Source organism: Mycobacterium sp. ZZG (assembly GCF_054786995.1).
The window spans coordinates 32,190-47,852 of record NZ_JBTBFV010000003.1 but is presented as its reverse complement, the minus strand read 5'-3'; the positions used below and the strand labels follow the sequence as shown (position 1 = coordinate 47,852).

Below are 15,663 nucleotides of genomic sequence, written 5' to 3'. Positions count from 1 at the left end.
CGCCCGCCGTTACTGCGTGTCGCGGTGGCGGTGGATGTACCAGCTGCGCGCGACGAACGCGAGCACCACGGCCGCGAAGCCGACCATGAACCAGTCCTCCACCCGTCCGGTGTGATTGCCGTGGATCATCAGCAGCAGGAAGCCCGCCACCAGCAGCCCACCGATCTGGTAGAAGCGGTAGTTCTCCGTCGACCAGCCCCATTCGGCAGACGGCACGTCCTCGACGTCGACACCAGTGCGTCGTTCCACCTCGGTGCTTGCCACGGCTGCTCCTCATGATCGGGCTGACAGTCAACGGTCATTCTGACACAGGCCTACTACGGACCGCCGTAGACCTTGGGCCTACTCGGTAGGCTGGGCGGTCATGGCACCGCAGGTCCTGCAGGACAAGGTCGTTTTCATCACCGGCGCGGCACGCGGCCAGGGCCGCGCCCATGCCGTTCGGTTCGCCGAGGAGGGCGCCGACGTCATCGCGCTGGATCTGTGCGACCAACTCGAGTGCGTCGCCTACCCGATGGCCACCCCCGAGGACCTTGACGAGACGGTGCGGTTGGTCGAGAAGACCGGCCGCCGGATCGTGGCCGAGCAGGGCGACGTCCGCGACCGGAACCGGCTCGCCGACGTGGTGGCCAAGGGAGTGGCAGAATTCGGCCGGCTCGACTTCGTACTCGCCAACGCCGGCATTCTTCCTGCCGCCGGAGCGCAGGGCCGCGACATCACCGCGTTCACCGACGCGATCGCCGTGATGCTGAACGGGGTGTATTTCACCATCGAGGCCGCCCTGCCCGCGCTGCTGCGCAACCCAGACGGCGGCGCGATCGTGATCACCAGTTCGGCAGCCGGGTTCACCTCCGTGAGTACCGAATTCGCCACCATGAACCACGGCGCGGCCGGCTACACCGCCGCCAAGCACGGCGTCGTCGGGGTCATGCGCCACTTCGCCCGCTCGCTGGCCGAGAAGAACGTCCGGGTCAACTCCGTGCACCCCGGCGGCGTGGCCACGCCGATGGTGCTCAACGAGGCACTGGCCGAGTGGGCCGGCGAGCACCCGTCGTTCAGCGCCGCGCAGCAGGCGCTACTGCAACTGCCGATGATGGAACCGCACCACGTCAGCGACACGATGGTCTACCTGTGTGGGCCGTCGGGCCGCTATCTGACCGGCGCTGCGATCCCGTTGGATGCGGGCCAGACGCTGAAGTAGTCAGCCGATGGCGCCGTACCGGCTTTAGCCGATGGCGCCGTACCGGCTTTAGCCGATGGCGCCGTACCGGCGCAGCGCCTCGGCGCGTTCCCGCCCGTGGTCGACGATCGGTGCCGGATAGTCCTCGGGCCGGTCGGCCCCGAGGTCGTGCACGTCGTCGACACCGGCCAGCTCGGGCACCCAGCGCCGCACGTAGTCACCGGACGGATCGAACTTCTTGCCCTGGGTCGTCGGGTTGAACACCCGGAAGTACGGTGCGGCGTCGGTGCCGCAGCCGGCCGCCCACTGCCAGCCGTGCTGATTGTTGGCCATGTCGCCGTCGACGAGCTGTTCGAGGAACCAGCGGGCACCCCACTGCCACGGCAGGTGCAGATCCTTGACCAGAAACGACGCCGCGATCATCCGCACCCGGTTGTGCATGAAGCCGACCTCGGCCAGCTGCCGCATACCGGCGTCGACGATCGGGAAACCGGTCCTGCCCTTCTTCCAGGCCTCGAAGGATGTCTCGGCATCCTGGCCGTCGTCGACCTCGATCGTGTCGAAACTCCGGTTCCAGTTCCACCACGTGCTGTCCGGCCATTCACACACCACCGAGGCGTAGAAATCCCGGAACGCCAGCTCGCGCAGATAGGCCTGCGCGCCGTTGCCTCGGCCCAGATCGGCGGCCATCGTCCGCGGATGAATCGCCCCGAATTTCAGATGCGCCGACATGCGGCTGGTGGCCGAAAGATCGGGACGGTTGCGGTCCTCCGCGTAGCCGGTGAGCCCATCGGCGACGAACTGTCGCCACGCCCGCAGCGCCGCCGTCTCGCCGGCGGGGAGCTCGAGCTCAACCCCGGCGTCGGGGATCTGCACCGCGCGAGCGCCCTTCACGTCGGACGGGTGGATCCAGTGCGCCGACTTCGGCCCCGATTCGGCGGGGCGGCGCCAGCCGTGCTTGCGCCACGCCGCGAAGAACGGCGTGAACACCTTGTAGGGGGTGCCGTCGCCCTTGGTCACGCGGCCGGGGGAGACCAGGTAGGGCGAGCCGGTCGCCACCAACTCGATGTCGCCGAGCGCGTCGCGCACCTGGTCGTCGCGACGCCGGCCGAACGGGGTGAAGTCCTGCGACACGTGCACCGACGATGCCCCGATGGCTTTCGCGAGAGCGGGGATCCGGGTCCCGGGATGGCCCTCGGTCACCAGCAGCCGCCCGTCGAGCCGGTCATGTACGTCGCGCAGCGCGTCGTACAGGTATTGCAGCCGCCGTGGACCCGACGAAGCCTTCAGCCGGGGGTCGAGCACATAGCAGGCCAGCACCTCGGTGTCGGCGCCGTCGACGTCGGCGGCGGCCAGCAGGGCCGGAAGGTCGGAGAGCCGCAGATCGCGGCGCAACCACAACACGGCGGGCATGTCGTTGATGCTGCCCCCAAACTCCGCTAGAGAAACAGGAGCCGGCGAAAGTGACGAAAGGGTAAGCACTGTGCAGTTCTGGTCGGGTGCGGCATTCCTGAAGGCGACCGAGGCCGTGCCGCTGGCGCGGATGCTCGACGAAGCCGGATACGACGGCATGGTGACTTCCGACCACATGATCTATCCGCGCGCGCTGAACTCGGTCTATCCCGATTCGGCGAGCGGGGCGCCGCCGTGGCAGCCCGAGACCGAATGGCCGCACGCGTGGGTGCTGACCGGGGCGATGGCTGCGGTCACCGCCCGGTTGCGGTTCTCCAACGCCGTGTACATCGCGCCGGCCCGGCCGCTGCTGGAGGTGGCCAAACAGGTCGCCACCGCGGCGGTGTTGTCCGGCGGGCGGGTGAGCCTGGCCGCAGGCATCGGCTGGATGCGCGAGGAGTACGCGTTGATGGGCCAGGATTTCCGCACCCGCGGCAGACGGCTCGACGAGATGATCCCGGCGCTTCGGGCGCTGTGGCAGGGCGGCTGGGTGTCCTGGAGCGGTGAGCACTACCGGGTGCCCGAGATGATGATCGAACCGCACCCGCCGGGCCCGGTGCCGATCCTGACCGGGGGAGAGTCCGAGGCCGCGCTGCGGCGCGCCGCCCGGCTGTGTGACGGCTGGGTCGGGTACGCCTACCGGTGGGACGACGCGGTCGGCTACGCGCGCCGACTCACCGAACTGCGGCGAGAGTACGGTCGGGCCGACGAGCCGTTCGACATCCTGCTGGCCCTGATGGAGCCCGCCTCCCCCGATCTGTATCTGCGCGCCGAGGAGGCCGGCATCACCTCGGTGATGGTCGCGCCGTGGCTGGGCGCCGAGACCGGGGGCGTCCGCGGCGTGGAACGGTTCCGCGCGCCGATCGAGCGGTTCGCCGAGACCGTGATCGCGAAGGTGCGACGCTGACCAGACCTTCCCGCCCCAACTCCGGTGGACAGGAGGATCCCCCGCACCGGCCGGGGGAACTGCGTGCGGGGGATCCTCTGCAGTGGTGCTGATCCGGCTACGCTGCCGGCGGCATCAGCACCGTGTCGATCAGGTACACCGTGGCGTTGGCCGTCTGCACGCCGCCGCACACCACCGACGCGTCGTTGACCAACAGGTCGTCGACGGACCCGGTCACGGTGACCGGAGCGCCCTGCACCGTCACGTGCTCACCGACCACCTGGTCAGGGGCGGCCTGGCCCGGCACCACGTGATAGGTCAGGATGCTGGTCAGCAGGTCGGCGTCGGTCTTGAGTGTCTCGATCGTGGCGGGGTCGATCTTGGCGAACGCGTCGTCGGTCGGCGCGAACACGGTGAACTCGCCGCCGTTGAGCGTGTCGACGAGGTTCACATGCGGGTTGAGCTGACCGGAGACGGCCTGGGTCAGCGTGGTCAGCAACGGGTTGTTCGACGCCGCAGTTGCCACCGGCGAAGCCGCCATCCCCTGCACCGACCCGGGGCCGTCCGGGACCTGCTGCACGTAGCCCGCGCACCCCGGCCCGACCGGCGCCGCGGAGGCCGTCGCGGCCGCTCCGAAGGACAGCCCGACGGCGGCTGCCACCGCGATGCCCGCACCGGCCAGAGACTTCAACTTGACGGTCATGATCGTGAATTCCTTTCCTGCAGTGATGGATTGGTGGATCAGTTAGCGGGCGGCATGAGGACGGTGTCGATCATGTACACGGTGGCGTTGGCAGTCGTGACCCCGCCGCACACCAGTCCGGCCTCGTTGACCTTGAGGTCGTTGCCTGCGCCGGTGACCGTGACGGGTGCGCCCTGCACCGTGGTGTGCTCGCCGGCGACCTGGTCGGGCGCGGCCTGGCCTGGCACCACGTGGTAGGTCAGGATGCTGGTCAGCAGGTCGGAGTCGGTCTTGAGCGTCTCGATCGTGGCGGGGTCGATCTTGGCGAACGCGTCGTCGGTCGGGGCGAACACGGTGAACTCGCCGCCGTTGAGCGTGTCGACGAGGTTGACGTTCGGGTTGAGCTGACCGGACAGCGCCTGGGTCAGTGTGGTGAGCATCGGGTTGTTCGACGCGGCCACCGTCACCGGATCGGCCGCCATCCCGGCCACGGAGCCGGGCCCGTCCGGAACCTGCTCGGCGTAGGCCGCGCAACCCGAACCGATGAGGTCGGCCGCGGGATCCGCCATCGGCGCCGCCGACGACGTCGTCATCCCGTTGGTCGCCGACTCCATGGCCGACGAGGCTGTGACGCTGGCCGACGTCGCGGTGCTTTCGGCTTCCTCGCTCGAACAAGCGGCACCGAAGAGGGCCACGGCAGCGATTCCTGCCACAGCAGCGGTCTTCCGACGAGCTGTCATCATTTCCTGATCCCTTTCGTCAAGTACGGGGCTCCGTTGCCCGCACTGGAGTTCGCACACGGGTGATTCCCAGCTGCCGTGCCTGCGGATGGGTCCCAGGCGCCGACGTCACACTCGCGTCACACTTGGAGACCGGGGCCGCGCGACCGGCACAATGGGTCGGTGAGCGAAAGCGGAGCGCGACGGCGTGTGCTGATCCTGGGCAGCACAGGCTCCATCGGTACCCAGGCGCTCGAGGTGATCGCCGCCAACCCGGACCGCTTCGAGGTCGTCGGGCTCGCGGCCGGCGGCGGCAATGCCGACCTGCTGGCGCGGCAGCGTGCCGAGACCGGGGTGACCAACATCGCCGTCGCCGACGAGGCCGCCGCGGCCGCGCTGGGCGGGACCATGTACTCGGGTCCCGACGCCGCCACCCGTCTCGTCGAGAACACCGAGGCCGACGTGGTGCTCAACGCGCTGGTCGGGGCGCTGGGCCTGAAACCCACGCTGGCCGCCCTGGCCACCGGCGCGCGGCTGGCGCTGGCCAACAAGGAGTCTTTGATCGCGGGCGGTCCGCTGGTGCAGAAGGCGGCCGCCCCGGGCCAGATCGTGCCGGTCGACTCGGAACACTCCGCGCTGGCGCAGTGCCTGCGCGGCGGCAGCGGCGACGAGGTCGCGAAGCTGGTGCTCACCGCGTCCGGGGGGCCGTTCCGCGGCTGGACCGCGGAGCGACTCGAGGACGTCACCCCCGAGCAGGCCGCTGCGCACCCCACCTGGTCGATGGGCCCGATGAACACCCTGAACTCGGCCTCGCTGGTGAACAAGGGGCTCGAACTGATCGAGACGCACCTGCTGTTCGGGATCGACTACGACCGCATTGAGGTGGTGGTGCATCCGCAGTCGATCGTGCACTCGATGGTCACGTTCACCGACGGGTCCACCCTCGCGCAGGCCAGCCCGCCTGACATGAAGCTGCCGATCGCGCTCGCACTGGGGTGGCCGTCACGCGTCCCCGGCGCCGCGGCGGCCTGCGATTTCACCACGGCCTCGCGCTGGGATTTCGAACCGCTCGACGACGACGTGTTCCCGGCGGTGGCGCTGGCCCGCGAGGCCGGCCGGGGTGGCGGCTGCCTGACCGCGGTCTACAACGCCGCCAACGAGGAGGCGGCGGCGGCGTTCCTCGCCGGACGGATCCGGTTCCCGGCCATCGTGCGCACCGTCGACCATGTGCTGCGCGCTGCCGACCGATGGGCGGCCGAACCAGCTACCGTGGATGACGTACTCGACGCCCAGGACTGGGCCCGTGATCGGGCCCGACAGGCGGTCGAGCAGGAACCCGCAGGTCGCAGATGATAGGACTCCCCGCCCGATGATGTACGTGCTCGGCGTGACGCTGTTCGCGATCGCCATTCTGGTGTCGGTGGCGTTGCACGAATGCGGCCATATGTGGGTGGCGCGCGCCACAGGCATGAAGGTGCGCCGCTACTTCGTCGGCTTCGGCCCGACGCTGTGGTCGACCCGGCGGCCCAACAAGCTGGGCGAGACCGAGTACGGCGTCAAGGCGGTGCCGCTCGGCGGATTCTGCGACATCGCCGGCATGACCGCGGTCGAGGAACTCGACCCCGAGGACCGGCCGTACGCGATGTACAAGCAGAAGACCTGGAAGCGCGTCGCGGTGCTGTTCGCCGGGCCGGCGATGAACTTCGTCATCGGGCTGGTGCTGATCTACGCGATCGCGATCATCTGGGGTCTGCCCAACATCAAGGCCCCCACCACCGGGGTGGTCGGGGAGACGTCATGCATCAAATCCGAGGTGGCGCAGGGCCAGTTGGGTGACTGCATCGCCAACAGCCCGGCGGCCGCCGCCGGCATCCAGGCCGGCGACGTCATCGTCAAGGTCGGCGACACCGAGGTCGCCACGTTCGACGCCCTCGTCGAGGCGGTGCGTAAGGAGAACGGCCCCACCGCGCTGACCGTGCAAAGGGACGAGAACGGTCAGACGCGCGAGTTCACCACCACCGTCGACGTCACCCCGAGCCAGCGCTACGTCGTCGGCGGGAACGAGGGTCCCGCCGTGCCAGTCGACGTCGGGAGCATCGGCGTCACGGCCGCGCAGTTCGGGCCGACGCAGTACAACCCGCTCACCGCGGTCCCCGGGACGCTGGTGTTTACCAAGGACCTCGCCGTGGAACTCGGCAAGGCGATCGTGAAGATCCCGACCAAGATCGGGGCGCTCGTGCACTCGATCACCGGCGGCGAGCGCGACCCCGAGACGCCGATCAGCGTGGTCGGCGCGTCCCGGATCGGCGGCGAGACCGTCGAGCACGGCATCTGGGTGGCGTTCTGGTTCTTTCTCGCACAGCTGAACTTCGTGCTGGGCGCGGTCAACCTGATCCCGCTCCTGCCGCTGGACGGCGGGCACATCTCGATCGCGCTCTACGAGAAGGTCCGCAACATGGTCCGCCAGACGCGAGGCAAAGTCGCCGCGGCTCCCGTCAACTATCTCAAGCTGATGCCCCTGACGTACGTGGTGATCATCGCGATGCTGGGCTTCACGCTGCTCACCGTGACCGCCGACGTAATCAACCCGATCACGCTGTTCCAATGAACGCAGGTTCCAGTAGGAGACTCGAACAATGACCTCAATCGGTCTGGGGATGCCGGCGGCGCCGGCGCCGGTACTGGCTCCCCGCCGCAAGACCCGCCAGCTGATGGTGCGTGACGTCGGCGTCGGCAGTGACCACCCGATCTCGGTGCAGTCGATGTGCACCACCAAGACCCACGACATCAACGCCACGCTGCAGCAGATCGCCGAGCTGACGGCGTCGGGCTGCGACATCGTGCGGGTGGCCTGCCCGCGCCAGGAGGACGCCGACGCGCTGCCGGTCATCGCGAAGAAGTCGAAGATCCCGGTGATCGCCGACATCCACTTCCAGCCGAAGTACATCTTCGCCGCGATCGACGCCGGATGCGCTGCGGTGCGGGTGAATCCGGGCAACATCAAGGAGTTCGACGGCCGGGTCGCCGAGGTCGCCAAGGCGGCGGCCGACGCGGGCATCCCGATCCGCATCGGCGTCAACGCCGGATCGCTGGACAAGCGCTTCCTACAGAAGTACGGCAAGGCGACCCCGGAAGCGTTGGTCGAGTCGGCGCTGTGGGAGGCCTCGCTGTTCGAGGAACACGGCTTCGGCGACATCAAGATCAGCGTCAAGCACAACGACCCCGTCGTCATGGTCGCCGCCTACGAGCAGCTCGCCGCGCAGTGCGACTATCCGCTGCATCTCGGCGTCACCGAAGCCGGGCCGGCATTCCAGGGCACCATCAAGTCCGCCGTCGCGTTCGGCGCGCTGCTGTCCAAGGGCATCGGCGACACCATCCGGGTGTCGCTGTCGGCGCCGCCGGCCGAAGAGGTCAAGGTGGGCAACCAGATTCTGGAGTCGCTGAACCTGCGGCCGCGCGGCCTGGAGATCGTGTCGTGCCCGTCGTGCGGACGCGCGCAGGTGGACGTGTACACGCTGGCCAACGAGGTCACGGCCGGCCTGGAGGGCATGGACGTGCCGCTGCGCGTGGCGGTCATGGGCTGCGTCGTCAACGGACCCGGCGAGGCGCGCGAGGCCGACCTCGGGGTGGCGTCCGGCAACGGCAAGGGGCAGATCTTCGTCAAGGGTGAGGTCATCAAGACCGTCCCGGAGGCGCAGATCGTCGAGACGTTGATCGAGGAGGCGCTGCGCCTTGCCGGCGAGATGGGTGCGGAGATGGGCGACGCACAGGGTTCTGAAGGTGCCACCGGTTCGCCTATTGTGACCGTAAGCTGAGAGACGGCCCCACGCGTGGGGCCATTGGCTCAGGGTCAGCTCAGAAAGAGTCCAGATGTCGGCTCCTCCGCTATTTCGCCTCGTAGATGAGCGAAGGGTGTCGGTGGTGCGCGACATCCGCGACATGGTGGCCGTCCGGCAGGTTCTCGACGAGGACCCGGTGGCCGCCTGCATGGTCGCCTCGCGGGTGGCCGAGCACGGCATCGAACCGTCGGCGATCGGCGGGGAACTGTGGACCCGCAGGCGCGCCAGCGAGTCGCTGTGCTTCGCCGGCGCCAACCTCATTCCGCTGCGTGGGGCCCCCGGCGACCTGAATGCGTTCGCGGACAAGGCGATGAGCAGCGCCCGCCGCTGTTCGTCCCTGGTCGGCCGCGCCGAGTTGGTGCTTCCGATGTGGCAGCGCCTCGAACCCGTCTGGGGCCCGGCCCGCGACGTGCGGGCGCATCAGCCGTTGATGGCGCTGAGCGCGGCGCCGTTGTGCGCCATCGATCCCGCCGTGCGCCAGGTGCGCATGGAGGAGATCGACGCCTATCTCGTCGCCGCGATTGACATGTTCATCGGTGAGGTCGGCATCGATCCCCGAGTCGGTGATGGTGGCCGCGGCTACCGCCGCCGGGTCGCCGGACTGATCGCCGCCGGGCGGGCCTGGGCCCGGTTCGACCGCGGTGAGGTGGTCTTCAAGGCTGAGGTCGGCTCGCAGTCCCCGGCGGTCGGGCAGATCCAGGGCGTGTGGGTGCACCCCGACCAGCGCGGCCGGGGGATCGGCACCGCCGGCACCGCGACGGTCGCCGCCGCGATCGTCGGCGGCGGCCGTATCGCCAGCCTGTACGTGAACAGCTTCAACACCGTGGCGAGGGCGACCTACGCCCGTATCGGCTTCACCGAGATCGCGTCGTTCGCGACAGTGCTGCTCGACTGATCTGAAACTGCGCCTACGCTTCCTCTATGACCGAGCCTGACGCGACCGCGGCGAGCCGCGAGATGGCCACCGCGGCGAGCCGCGAGATGGCCACCGCGGCGAGCCGCGAGATGGCCACCGCGGCGAGCCGCGAGATGGCGACCGCGGCGAGCCGCGAGATGGCGACCGCGGCGAGCCGCGAGATGGCGACCGCGCTCGTCCAGGCGCTGGAACGCCGGCACGAGGTGCTCGACGCGGTCGTCGCCTCCGACGACTACGACGCGGCGATCGAGGCGCTGGCCGATCTGCTCGACACCTCGGGCGAGGCTGCCGAGGCCGTGCTGCGGTTGTCGTTCGACCGGCTCACCAAGGTCTCGCGGCGCCGGATCGCCGCCGAGCTGGAGGACCTCAACAGTCAGGAGCAGGACTACCGCCCGCCCGAGCAGACCGCCGGGTCGGCGCGCCGGCTGATGCTGCGGCCGTTCGCTCCTGAACGGGACCGCGACATCTTCGCCGCGCGCACCGACGACATGCGCTCGGCCGGGGACGGAACCGCCGCGCCCGCAGGTGATCTCGGCGATGAGATCGCCGCGGCGGCGGCCCGGGTGGCCGCCGAGGAGTCTGCCTGGCTGGTCGCCGAGGTCGGATCGACGAAGGTCGGCATGGTGTTCGGCGACCTGGCCGAGGGCGAGGTCGGCGTGCGGGTCTGGATCCACCCCGCTCACCGCAAGCAGGGATACGGCACCGCGGCGCTGCGCGCGTCGCGCTCGGAGATGGCCGCCTACTTCCCGGCTGTGCCGCTGGTGGTCCGCGCACCCGCCGCCGGCGGGTGAGCCCGTCCGCCGAAATTGCGTTCCGCGCGCGCATATCGCAACTTGACGCGCGTGGAATGCAATTTCGGCGCGGAGGGGCCGCGCGCCTGCACCGAAATCGGATCGTTTCTTCTTAACATTTGCCTCAATGGCATCACTGTTCACATCTGCAACGCGCATGACCGGACTCGCGACCGTGGCTGCGGTGGTGATGGCGCTCGGGGCGTGTACGCCACGGCCCAACGGGCCCGAACCAACCGCCGAGGAGTTCTTCGCCGCGCTGGCCACCGGTGACACCGGCGCCGCCGCGCAGCTGGCCGACCGGCCCGAGGAGGCGCGGGCGGCGCTCAACGAGGCTTGGGCGGGGCTGCAGGCGACCGGGCTGGACGCACAGATCCTCAGTTCGAAATACGCGGAGGACACCGGCAGCGTGACCTACCGCTACACGTGGCACCTGCCCAAGAACCGGACCTGGACCTACGACGGCCAACTCAACATGGTGCGTGACGAAGGCCGGTGGGAGGTGCGCTGGGGCGCCACCGGACTGCACCCGAGGCTGGGGGAGAACCAGACGTTCGCGCTGCGTGCCGACGCCCCGCCGCGGGCCTCGGTGCACGAGCGCACGGGAACCAACGTGCTGGTGCCCGGCTACCGGTATCACTTCGCGCTCGACGCCGAGGCCGCCGGCGCCGACCTGATGCCCACCGCACACAAGATCGTCGGCGCGCTGCACCGGTTCGACAACACCCTCGACGCGCAGCGCCTCGCCGAGCTGGCCAGCTCGAAGAAGGGCGCGCTGAGCCTGCTGACGCTGAATCAGGCCGACCACGATGCGGTGGCCGGTGCCCTCGCGTCGGTGCCCGGGGTGGTGATCACTCCGCAGCCGGAGATGGTGCCCACCGACCCGACATTCGCGCCCGCGGTGGTCAACGAGATCAAGAAGACGGTCGCCGAGGATCTCGACGGAGACCCCGGCTGGCGCGTCGTCACGGTGAACCAGAACGGCGTCGATGTCGATGTACTCAACGAGGTGCCCGGCCAGCCGGCGCCGTCGGTGAGCATCAGCCTGGACCGTGCGGTGCAGACCGCGGCGCAGAACGCCGTCGACGTCACCGACAAGCAGGCCATGATCGTCGTGATCAAACCCTCGACCGGGGAAATCCTCGCGGTGGCGCAGAACACCGCCGCCGATCGGGAGGGACCGCTGGCGACCATGGGCCTGTTCCCGCCAGGGTCGACGTTCAAGATCGTGACCGCGGGCGCGGCGATCGAACGCCAGATGGCCACGCCGAACACCCTGTTGGGCTGCCCCGGGCGTATGGACATCGGTCACCGCACCGTGCCCAACTACGGCGGTTTCGACCTCGGCACCGTGCCGATGTCCCGGGCGTTCGCCAGCTCGTGCAACACCACCTTCGCCGAACTGGCCAGCCGGATGCCGCCGCGGGGGCTCACTCAGGCCGCCTCGCAGTACGGTATCGGCGCCGACTACGACATCCCCGGGTTGAGCACCGTCAGCGGGTCGGTGCCTCCGACGGTGAACCTCACCGAACGCACCGAGGACGGCTTCGGTCAGGGCAAGGTGCTGGCCAGTCCGTTCGGGATGGCGCTGGCCGCGGCCACGGTCGCAGCCGGCCGCACTCCGGTGCCGCGCCTGATCGAGGGGCGCGACACCCAGGTCACCGGCGACCAGCAGCCGATCCCGGCCGAGGTGGTGGACGGTCTGCGCCCGATGATGCGCCTGGTCGTGACCAACGGCACCGCCAAGGACCTACAGGGCGCCGGCGACGTGCGCGGTAAGACCGGCGAGGCCGAGTTCGCCGGCGGATCGCACTCGTGGTTCACCGGATACCGCGGAGACATGGCGTTCTCGGCGCTCATCGTCGGCGGCGGCAGTTCGGAGTACGCGGTGCGGATGCTCAAGGGCATGCTCGACGCCCTGCCGCCGGACTATCTGGCCTGACGCCCACGGCGGTACCGTGGACACCGTCATGACGGACATCAACCACGGCCGACGCCGCCCGGACAACTCGGGATCCCGCGCGGCCGACGCCGTCGAAATGCGCATCTCCGACGTCGACCGCAACGGCACCCTGCGCCGGCTGCACAACGCCGTGGCCCTCGGCCTCATCGACATCGGCGAATTCGAGGAACGGTCGGCGGCGGTGTCGCAGGCGCGGATGCGTTCAGAACTCGACGCCCTTGTCGGCGACCTGCCTGGCCCGGGCGCGATCGTGACGTCGGCAGCCGACCGCATCGAGCTGCGCGGCGTGCTCGGCTCGCTCAAACGTCAGGGCGAGTGGGTGGTGCCGTCGCGGCTCGCGCTGCACCGGCGGATGGGTTCGGTCGATCTCGATCTGACCAAGGCCCGGTTCGCGGGCCCCATCGTGGTCATCGAGCTGGACCTGAAGTTCGGCGGTCTGGACCTGCGCCTTCCCGACGGGGCCAGCGCATCCATCGACGACGTCGAGGTCAACGTCGGCAGTGCCCGTGACCACCGCAGGGACGCTCCGGCCGAAGGTAACCCGCACGTGATTCTCACCGGCAAGGTGGTGTGCGGATCGGTCGACATCCGCGGACCGCGCAAGTCGTGGCGTGTGGGACCGCTGCGCACGAACTGACGTCGATCCCGTTCCGCTAACGCGGATCGAGGACGGCGAAGCTGACCGTGCCGCGCGCGGCCAGCCGGTCGCGGGAGACGTCCGTGACGTCGACGGCGATCACCGAGAGGCGGCGTCCGGCCCGGACGACGGTCGCCTCGGCGCGGGCGGGACCCTCCAACACCGGAGACAGGTAGTGGATGGTCATGTCGGCGGTGGTCACGTCCTGGCCGGGCCCGACGTGGCGTTCGGCCAACCGGCCGGCGGCGATGTCGATCAGCGTCGCGACCAGACCTCCCTGCAGGGCGCCGCGCCGATTCGTCAGATCGGGCCGGTTGTCCAGTTCGATCACCACGCTCTCATCGGAGACCTCGACGTCGCGAAAGTCCATCTGGGCGAACAAGTGGCCCGGGGTGACCTGCATGGCGGAACGCTAGCATTGCCACATGTCAGTAAGGACCGCCCTCCGGCCCGGCACGGTCTCGCCCGTGCTGCCGGTGCCCAAGTCGATTCCGCGCCCGGAGTATGTCGGTAAGCCGACCGCGGCCGAGGGCCACGAGCCGTGGGTGCAGACCCCGGAAGTGATCGAGAAGATGCGGGTGGCCGGCCGGATCGCGGCGGGCGCGCTCGCCGAGGCCGGCAAGGCGGTGGCGCCCGGGGTGACCACCGATCACCTCGACCGGATCGCCCACGAGTACATGGTCGATCACGGCGCGTACCCGTCCACGCTGGGCTACAAGGGTTTTCCGAAATCCTGCTGCACGTCGCTGAATGAGATCATCTGCCACGGCATCCCCGACTCGACCGTCATCGAGGACGGTGACATCGTCAACATCGACGTCACGGCCTACATCGACGGCGTGCACGGCGACACCAACGCCACCTTCCTGGCCGGCAACGTCAGCGAGGAGCACCGGCTGCTCGTCGAACGCACGCACGAGGCCACCATGCGCGCGATCAAGGCCGTCAAACCCGGCCGCGCCCTGTCGATCGTCGGCCGCGTCATCGAGTCCTACGCAAACCGCTTCGGCTACAACGTGGTTCGCGACTTCACCGGACACGGGATCGGCACCACCTTCCACAACGGTCTGGTGGTGTTGCACTATGACCAGCCCGCGGTGGAGACGGTGCTCGAGCCGGGGATGACCTTCACCATCGAACCGATGATCAACCTGGGCAGCCTGGACTACGAGATCTGGGACGACGACTGGACGGTGGCCACCAAAGACAAGAAGTGGACGGCCCAGTTCGAGCACACGCTGGTGGTCACCGACAGCGGGGCAGAGATTCTCACCCAACTCTGAGGTTCTCGGTAGCCTGGCGCCATGGGCAGGCGCGGGCTCGTCGCGGTGGCGGTCTGCTGCCTGCTCGCCGGGTGCGGTCACGCCGTCACCGGCACCGCAACCTGGCCCGGCGCCAAGCTGGAGCGTGCGGTGCTCACCGAGGCCGACTTCCCTCCCGGGGTGCGCTACGAGCGCGTCGTCAACGAACCGCGCGGGGACAACGTCGAACGGCCCCCGGCCATGCTGTCCCGCCCCGAAGGATGCGCCGACGCGCTGACCCGCGACATCGCCGTGACCGCGGAATGGGGGCCGGGCAGCGCCGCGGAGTATGTGGCGGCCTACGACGGCGCCCGCATGGTGATCACGCTGCTGACCTGGCGGCTGGATCTGGAGCGGCTCGCCGACACCGCGCGGCGGTGCGCCGAGTACGAGACCTTCTTCGAGCCGGGCGACCCCGGCATCCCCATGACTACTACGGCGCTGCCCAGTCCGCGTCGCGACGCCCTGGTCTATCAGCAGACGATGCGCCTGCGCGGCGCCGACAACAGCGTGTACTTCGCATTCGAGAACGTCGGTCAGATGGCGGTCTTCGGCATCGCGTTCCCGACCGACGACGCGTCGATCGCCGTCAAAGGCACGCTCCCACAGATCTTTCTGGAGGTCACCGGGAAGCAGGCCCAACGCGCACAAGCGGTTTGACGCCCGGCGCAGGCTCAGGTCAACAGCGTGAAAACCGCCGCGCCGACTCGGCTCTGCACTGTAGCGTGGCGCAATGCCCTCTCCCATGGTGACTGTCGACGGCTTCTCGGTGCCCGTCCAGGTCACCGGTCCCGAGCGAGGGTCGGTGGTGGTGCTGCTCGGTGCAGCCCAGCAGTCACCCGCCGCGTACGCGGGAGTGTGCCAGCGGCTGCACACCGCCTCGCTGAGAACCGTGGTGATCGGCCCGGACCCGCGCCTGACCGCCAAGGCCGTCATCAGCATCCTGGACACGCTCGAGGTGCGGTGGGCACTGCTGGTGGGCGACAAGCTCGGCGGCGAGCTGGCCTGGGAGCTGGCCGCCACCCGGCTGGACCGGTTCATCGGGCTGGTCGTCATCGACCGGGGACACCCGCGGGTCGCGGATCTCAACGGTGTGGTGCGTGACGAACACTGTCCGCCGGTGGAGCTGAACACCACCGCACTGGTCAGTACCAGCGCCGCCCGAGCGGTCGCCAAAGCCAGCCAGCGCTATGTGTACGGCGAGTACCGCATCGTCGATCTGCTCGGACGGCGCAACGCCGCCGATTCGACCGCTCAGTTGGCCGCCGAGATCGTGATGCGCACCAGCACCTGGTAG

17 protein-coding genes are annotated in these 15,663 nt (G+C 69.3%); 12 read left to right on the top strand and 5 right to left on the bottom strand.

Annotated elements, in window-relative coordinates; genetic code table 11:
* Positions 1 to 9 precede the first annotated feature (9 nt).
* Positions 10 to 264, bottom strand: coding sequence for a DUF2631 domain-containing protein (locus ACXMYJ_RS02900; protein WP_260751526.1), 255 nt, complete (start codon positions 262 to 264; stop codon positions 10 to 12).
* A 100-nt stretch (positions 265 to 364) separates the two neighbouring features.
* Between ACXMYJ_RS02900 and ACXMYJ_RS02895 the strand changes: the two genes are divergently transcribed.
* Complete coding sequence (locus ACXMYJ_RS02895) at positions 365 to 1,201, top strand: mycofactocin-coupled SDR family oxidoreductase (protein WP_260751527.1); 837 nt, start codon at positions 365 to 367, stop codon at positions 1,199 to 1,201.
* Between the two features lie 48 nt (positions 1,202 to 1,249).
* On the opposite strand, the gene ACXMYJ_RS02890 is transcribed toward ACXMYJ_RS02895, so the two are convergent.
* Complete coding sequence (locus ACXMYJ_RS02890; protein WP_260751528.1) at positions 1,250 to 2,593, bottom strand: cryptochrome/photolyase family protein; 1,344 nt, start codon at positions 2,591 to 2,593, stop codon at positions 1,250 to 1,252.
* A gap of 70 nt (positions 2,594 to 2,663) precedes the next feature.
* On the opposite strand from ACXMYJ_RS02890, the gene ACXMYJ_RS02885 reads away from it, so the two are divergent.
* On the top strand, positions 2,664 to 3,539 hold the full coding sequence (locus ACXMYJ_RS02885; RefSeq protein WP_460353846.1) for a TIGR03619 family F420-dependent LLM class oxidoreductase: 876 nt from the start codon (positions 2,664 to 2,666) through the stop codon (positions 3,537 to 3,539).
* Positions 3,540 to 3,636: 97 nt separating this feature from the next.
* Here ACXMYJ_RS02885 and ACXMYJ_RS02880 read toward each other — a convergent pair whose 3' ends face one another.
* A complete protein-coding gene (locus tag ACXMYJ_RS02880) occupies positions 3,637 to 4,221 on the bottom strand; it encodes a fasciclin domain-containing protein (RefSeq protein ID WP_313901308.1) in 585 nt (194 codons plus the stop codon).
* 38 nt (positions 4,222 to 4,259) lie between these two features.
* Positions 4,260 to 4,943, bottom strand: a complete 684-nt coding sequence (locus ACXMYJ_RS02875) for a fasciclin domain-containing protein (RefSeq protein WP_460353843.1) — start codon at positions 4,941 to 4,943, stop codon at positions 4,260 to 4,262.
* Between the two features lie 159 nt (positions 4,944 to 5,102).
* On the opposite strand from ACXMYJ_RS02875, the gene dxr reads away from it, so the two are divergent.
* From dxr to ACXMYJ_RS02840, 7 genes are all read left to right on the top strand, one after another.
* Positions 5,103 to 6,272, top strand: a complete 1,170-nt coding sequence (gene dxr, locus ACXMYJ_RS02870) for a 1-deoxy-D-xylulose-5-phosphate reductoisomerase (protein ID WP_260751532.1) — start codon at positions 5,103 to 5,105, stop codon at positions 6,270 to 6,272.
* 16 nt (positions 6,273 to 6,288) lie between these two features.
* Positions 6,289 to 7,527 carry a M50 family metallopeptidase gene (locus ACXMYJ_RS02865; RefSeq protein WP_460353840.1) on the top strand — a complete coding sequence of 413 codons (1,239 nt, stop codon included), beginning with the start codon at positions 6,289 to 6,291 and terminating at the stop codon, positions 7,525 to 7,527.
* 28 nt (positions 7,528 to 7,555) lie between these two features.
* A complete protein-coding gene (gene ispG / locus ACXMYJ_RS02860) occupies positions 7,556 to 8,734 on the top strand; it encodes a flavodoxin-dependent (E)-4-hydroxy-3-methylbut-2-enyl-diphosphate synthase (RefSeq protein ID WP_260751534.1) in 1,179 nt (392 codons plus the stop codon).
* Positions 8,735 to 8,789: 55 nt separating this feature from the next.
* Positions 8,790 to 9,653 (top strand): GNAT family N-acetyltransferase, encoded by an 864-nt coding sequence (locus ACXMYJ_RS02855; RefSeq protein WP_260751536.1) that lies wholly within the window; start codon positions 8,790 to 8,792, stop codon positions 9,651 to 9,653.
* A 158-nt stretch (positions 9,654 to 9,811) separates the two neighbouring features.
* Positions 9,812 to 10,465 (top strand): GNAT family N-acetyltransferase, encoded by a 654-nt coding sequence (locus ACXMYJ_RS02850; RefSeq protein WP_460354068.1) that lies wholly within the window; start codon positions 9,812 to 9,814, stop codon positions 10,463 to 10,465.
* Between the two features lie 127 nt (positions 10,466 to 10,592).
* Entirely contained in the window at positions 10,593 to 12,407 is a 1,815-nt protein-coding gene (locus ACXMYJ_RS02845) for a penicillin-binding transpeptidase domain-containing protein (protein ID WP_260751537.1), read from the top strand.
* Positions 12,408 to 12,435: 28 nt separating this feature from the next.
* A complete protein-coding gene (locus ACXMYJ_RS02840; protein ID WP_260751538.1) occupies positions 12,436 to 13,065 on the top strand; it encodes a DUF1707 SHOCT-like domain-containing protein in 630 nt (209 codons plus the stop codon).
* 16 nt (positions 13,066 to 13,081) lie between these two features.
* On the opposite strand, the gene ACXMYJ_RS02835 is transcribed toward ACXMYJ_RS02840, so the two are convergent.
* On the bottom strand, positions 13,082 to 13,468 hold the full coding sequence (locus ACXMYJ_RS02835; protein WP_260751539.1) for a PaaI family thioesterase: 387 nt from the start codon (positions 13,466 to 13,468) through the stop codon (positions 13,082 to 13,084).
* A 22-nt stretch (positions 13,469 to 13,490) separates the two neighbouring features.
* Between ACXMYJ_RS02835 and map the strand changes: the two genes are divergently transcribed.
* The 3 genes from map (at position 13,491) to ACXMYJ_RS02820 (ending at position 15,663) form a co-directional block, all read left to right on the top strand.
* Entirely contained in the window at positions 13,491 to 14,348 is an 858-nt protein-coding gene (gene map, locus ACXMYJ_RS02830; protein WP_260751540.1) for a type I methionyl aminopeptidase, read from the top strand.
* A 21-nt stretch (positions 14,349 to 14,369) separates the two neighbouring features.
* Complete coding sequence (locus ACXMYJ_RS02825) at positions 14,370 to 15,026, top strand: hypothetical protein (RefSeq protein WP_260751542.1); 657 nt, start codon at positions 14,370 to 14,372, stop codon at positions 15,024 to 15,026.
* 73 nt (positions 15,027 to 15,099) lie between these two features.
* Positions 15,100 to 15,663, top strand: coding sequence for an alpha/beta fold hydrolase (locus ACXMYJ_RS02820; RefSeq protein WP_260751543.1), 564 nt, complete (start codon positions 15,100 to 15,102; stop codon positions 15,661 to 15,663).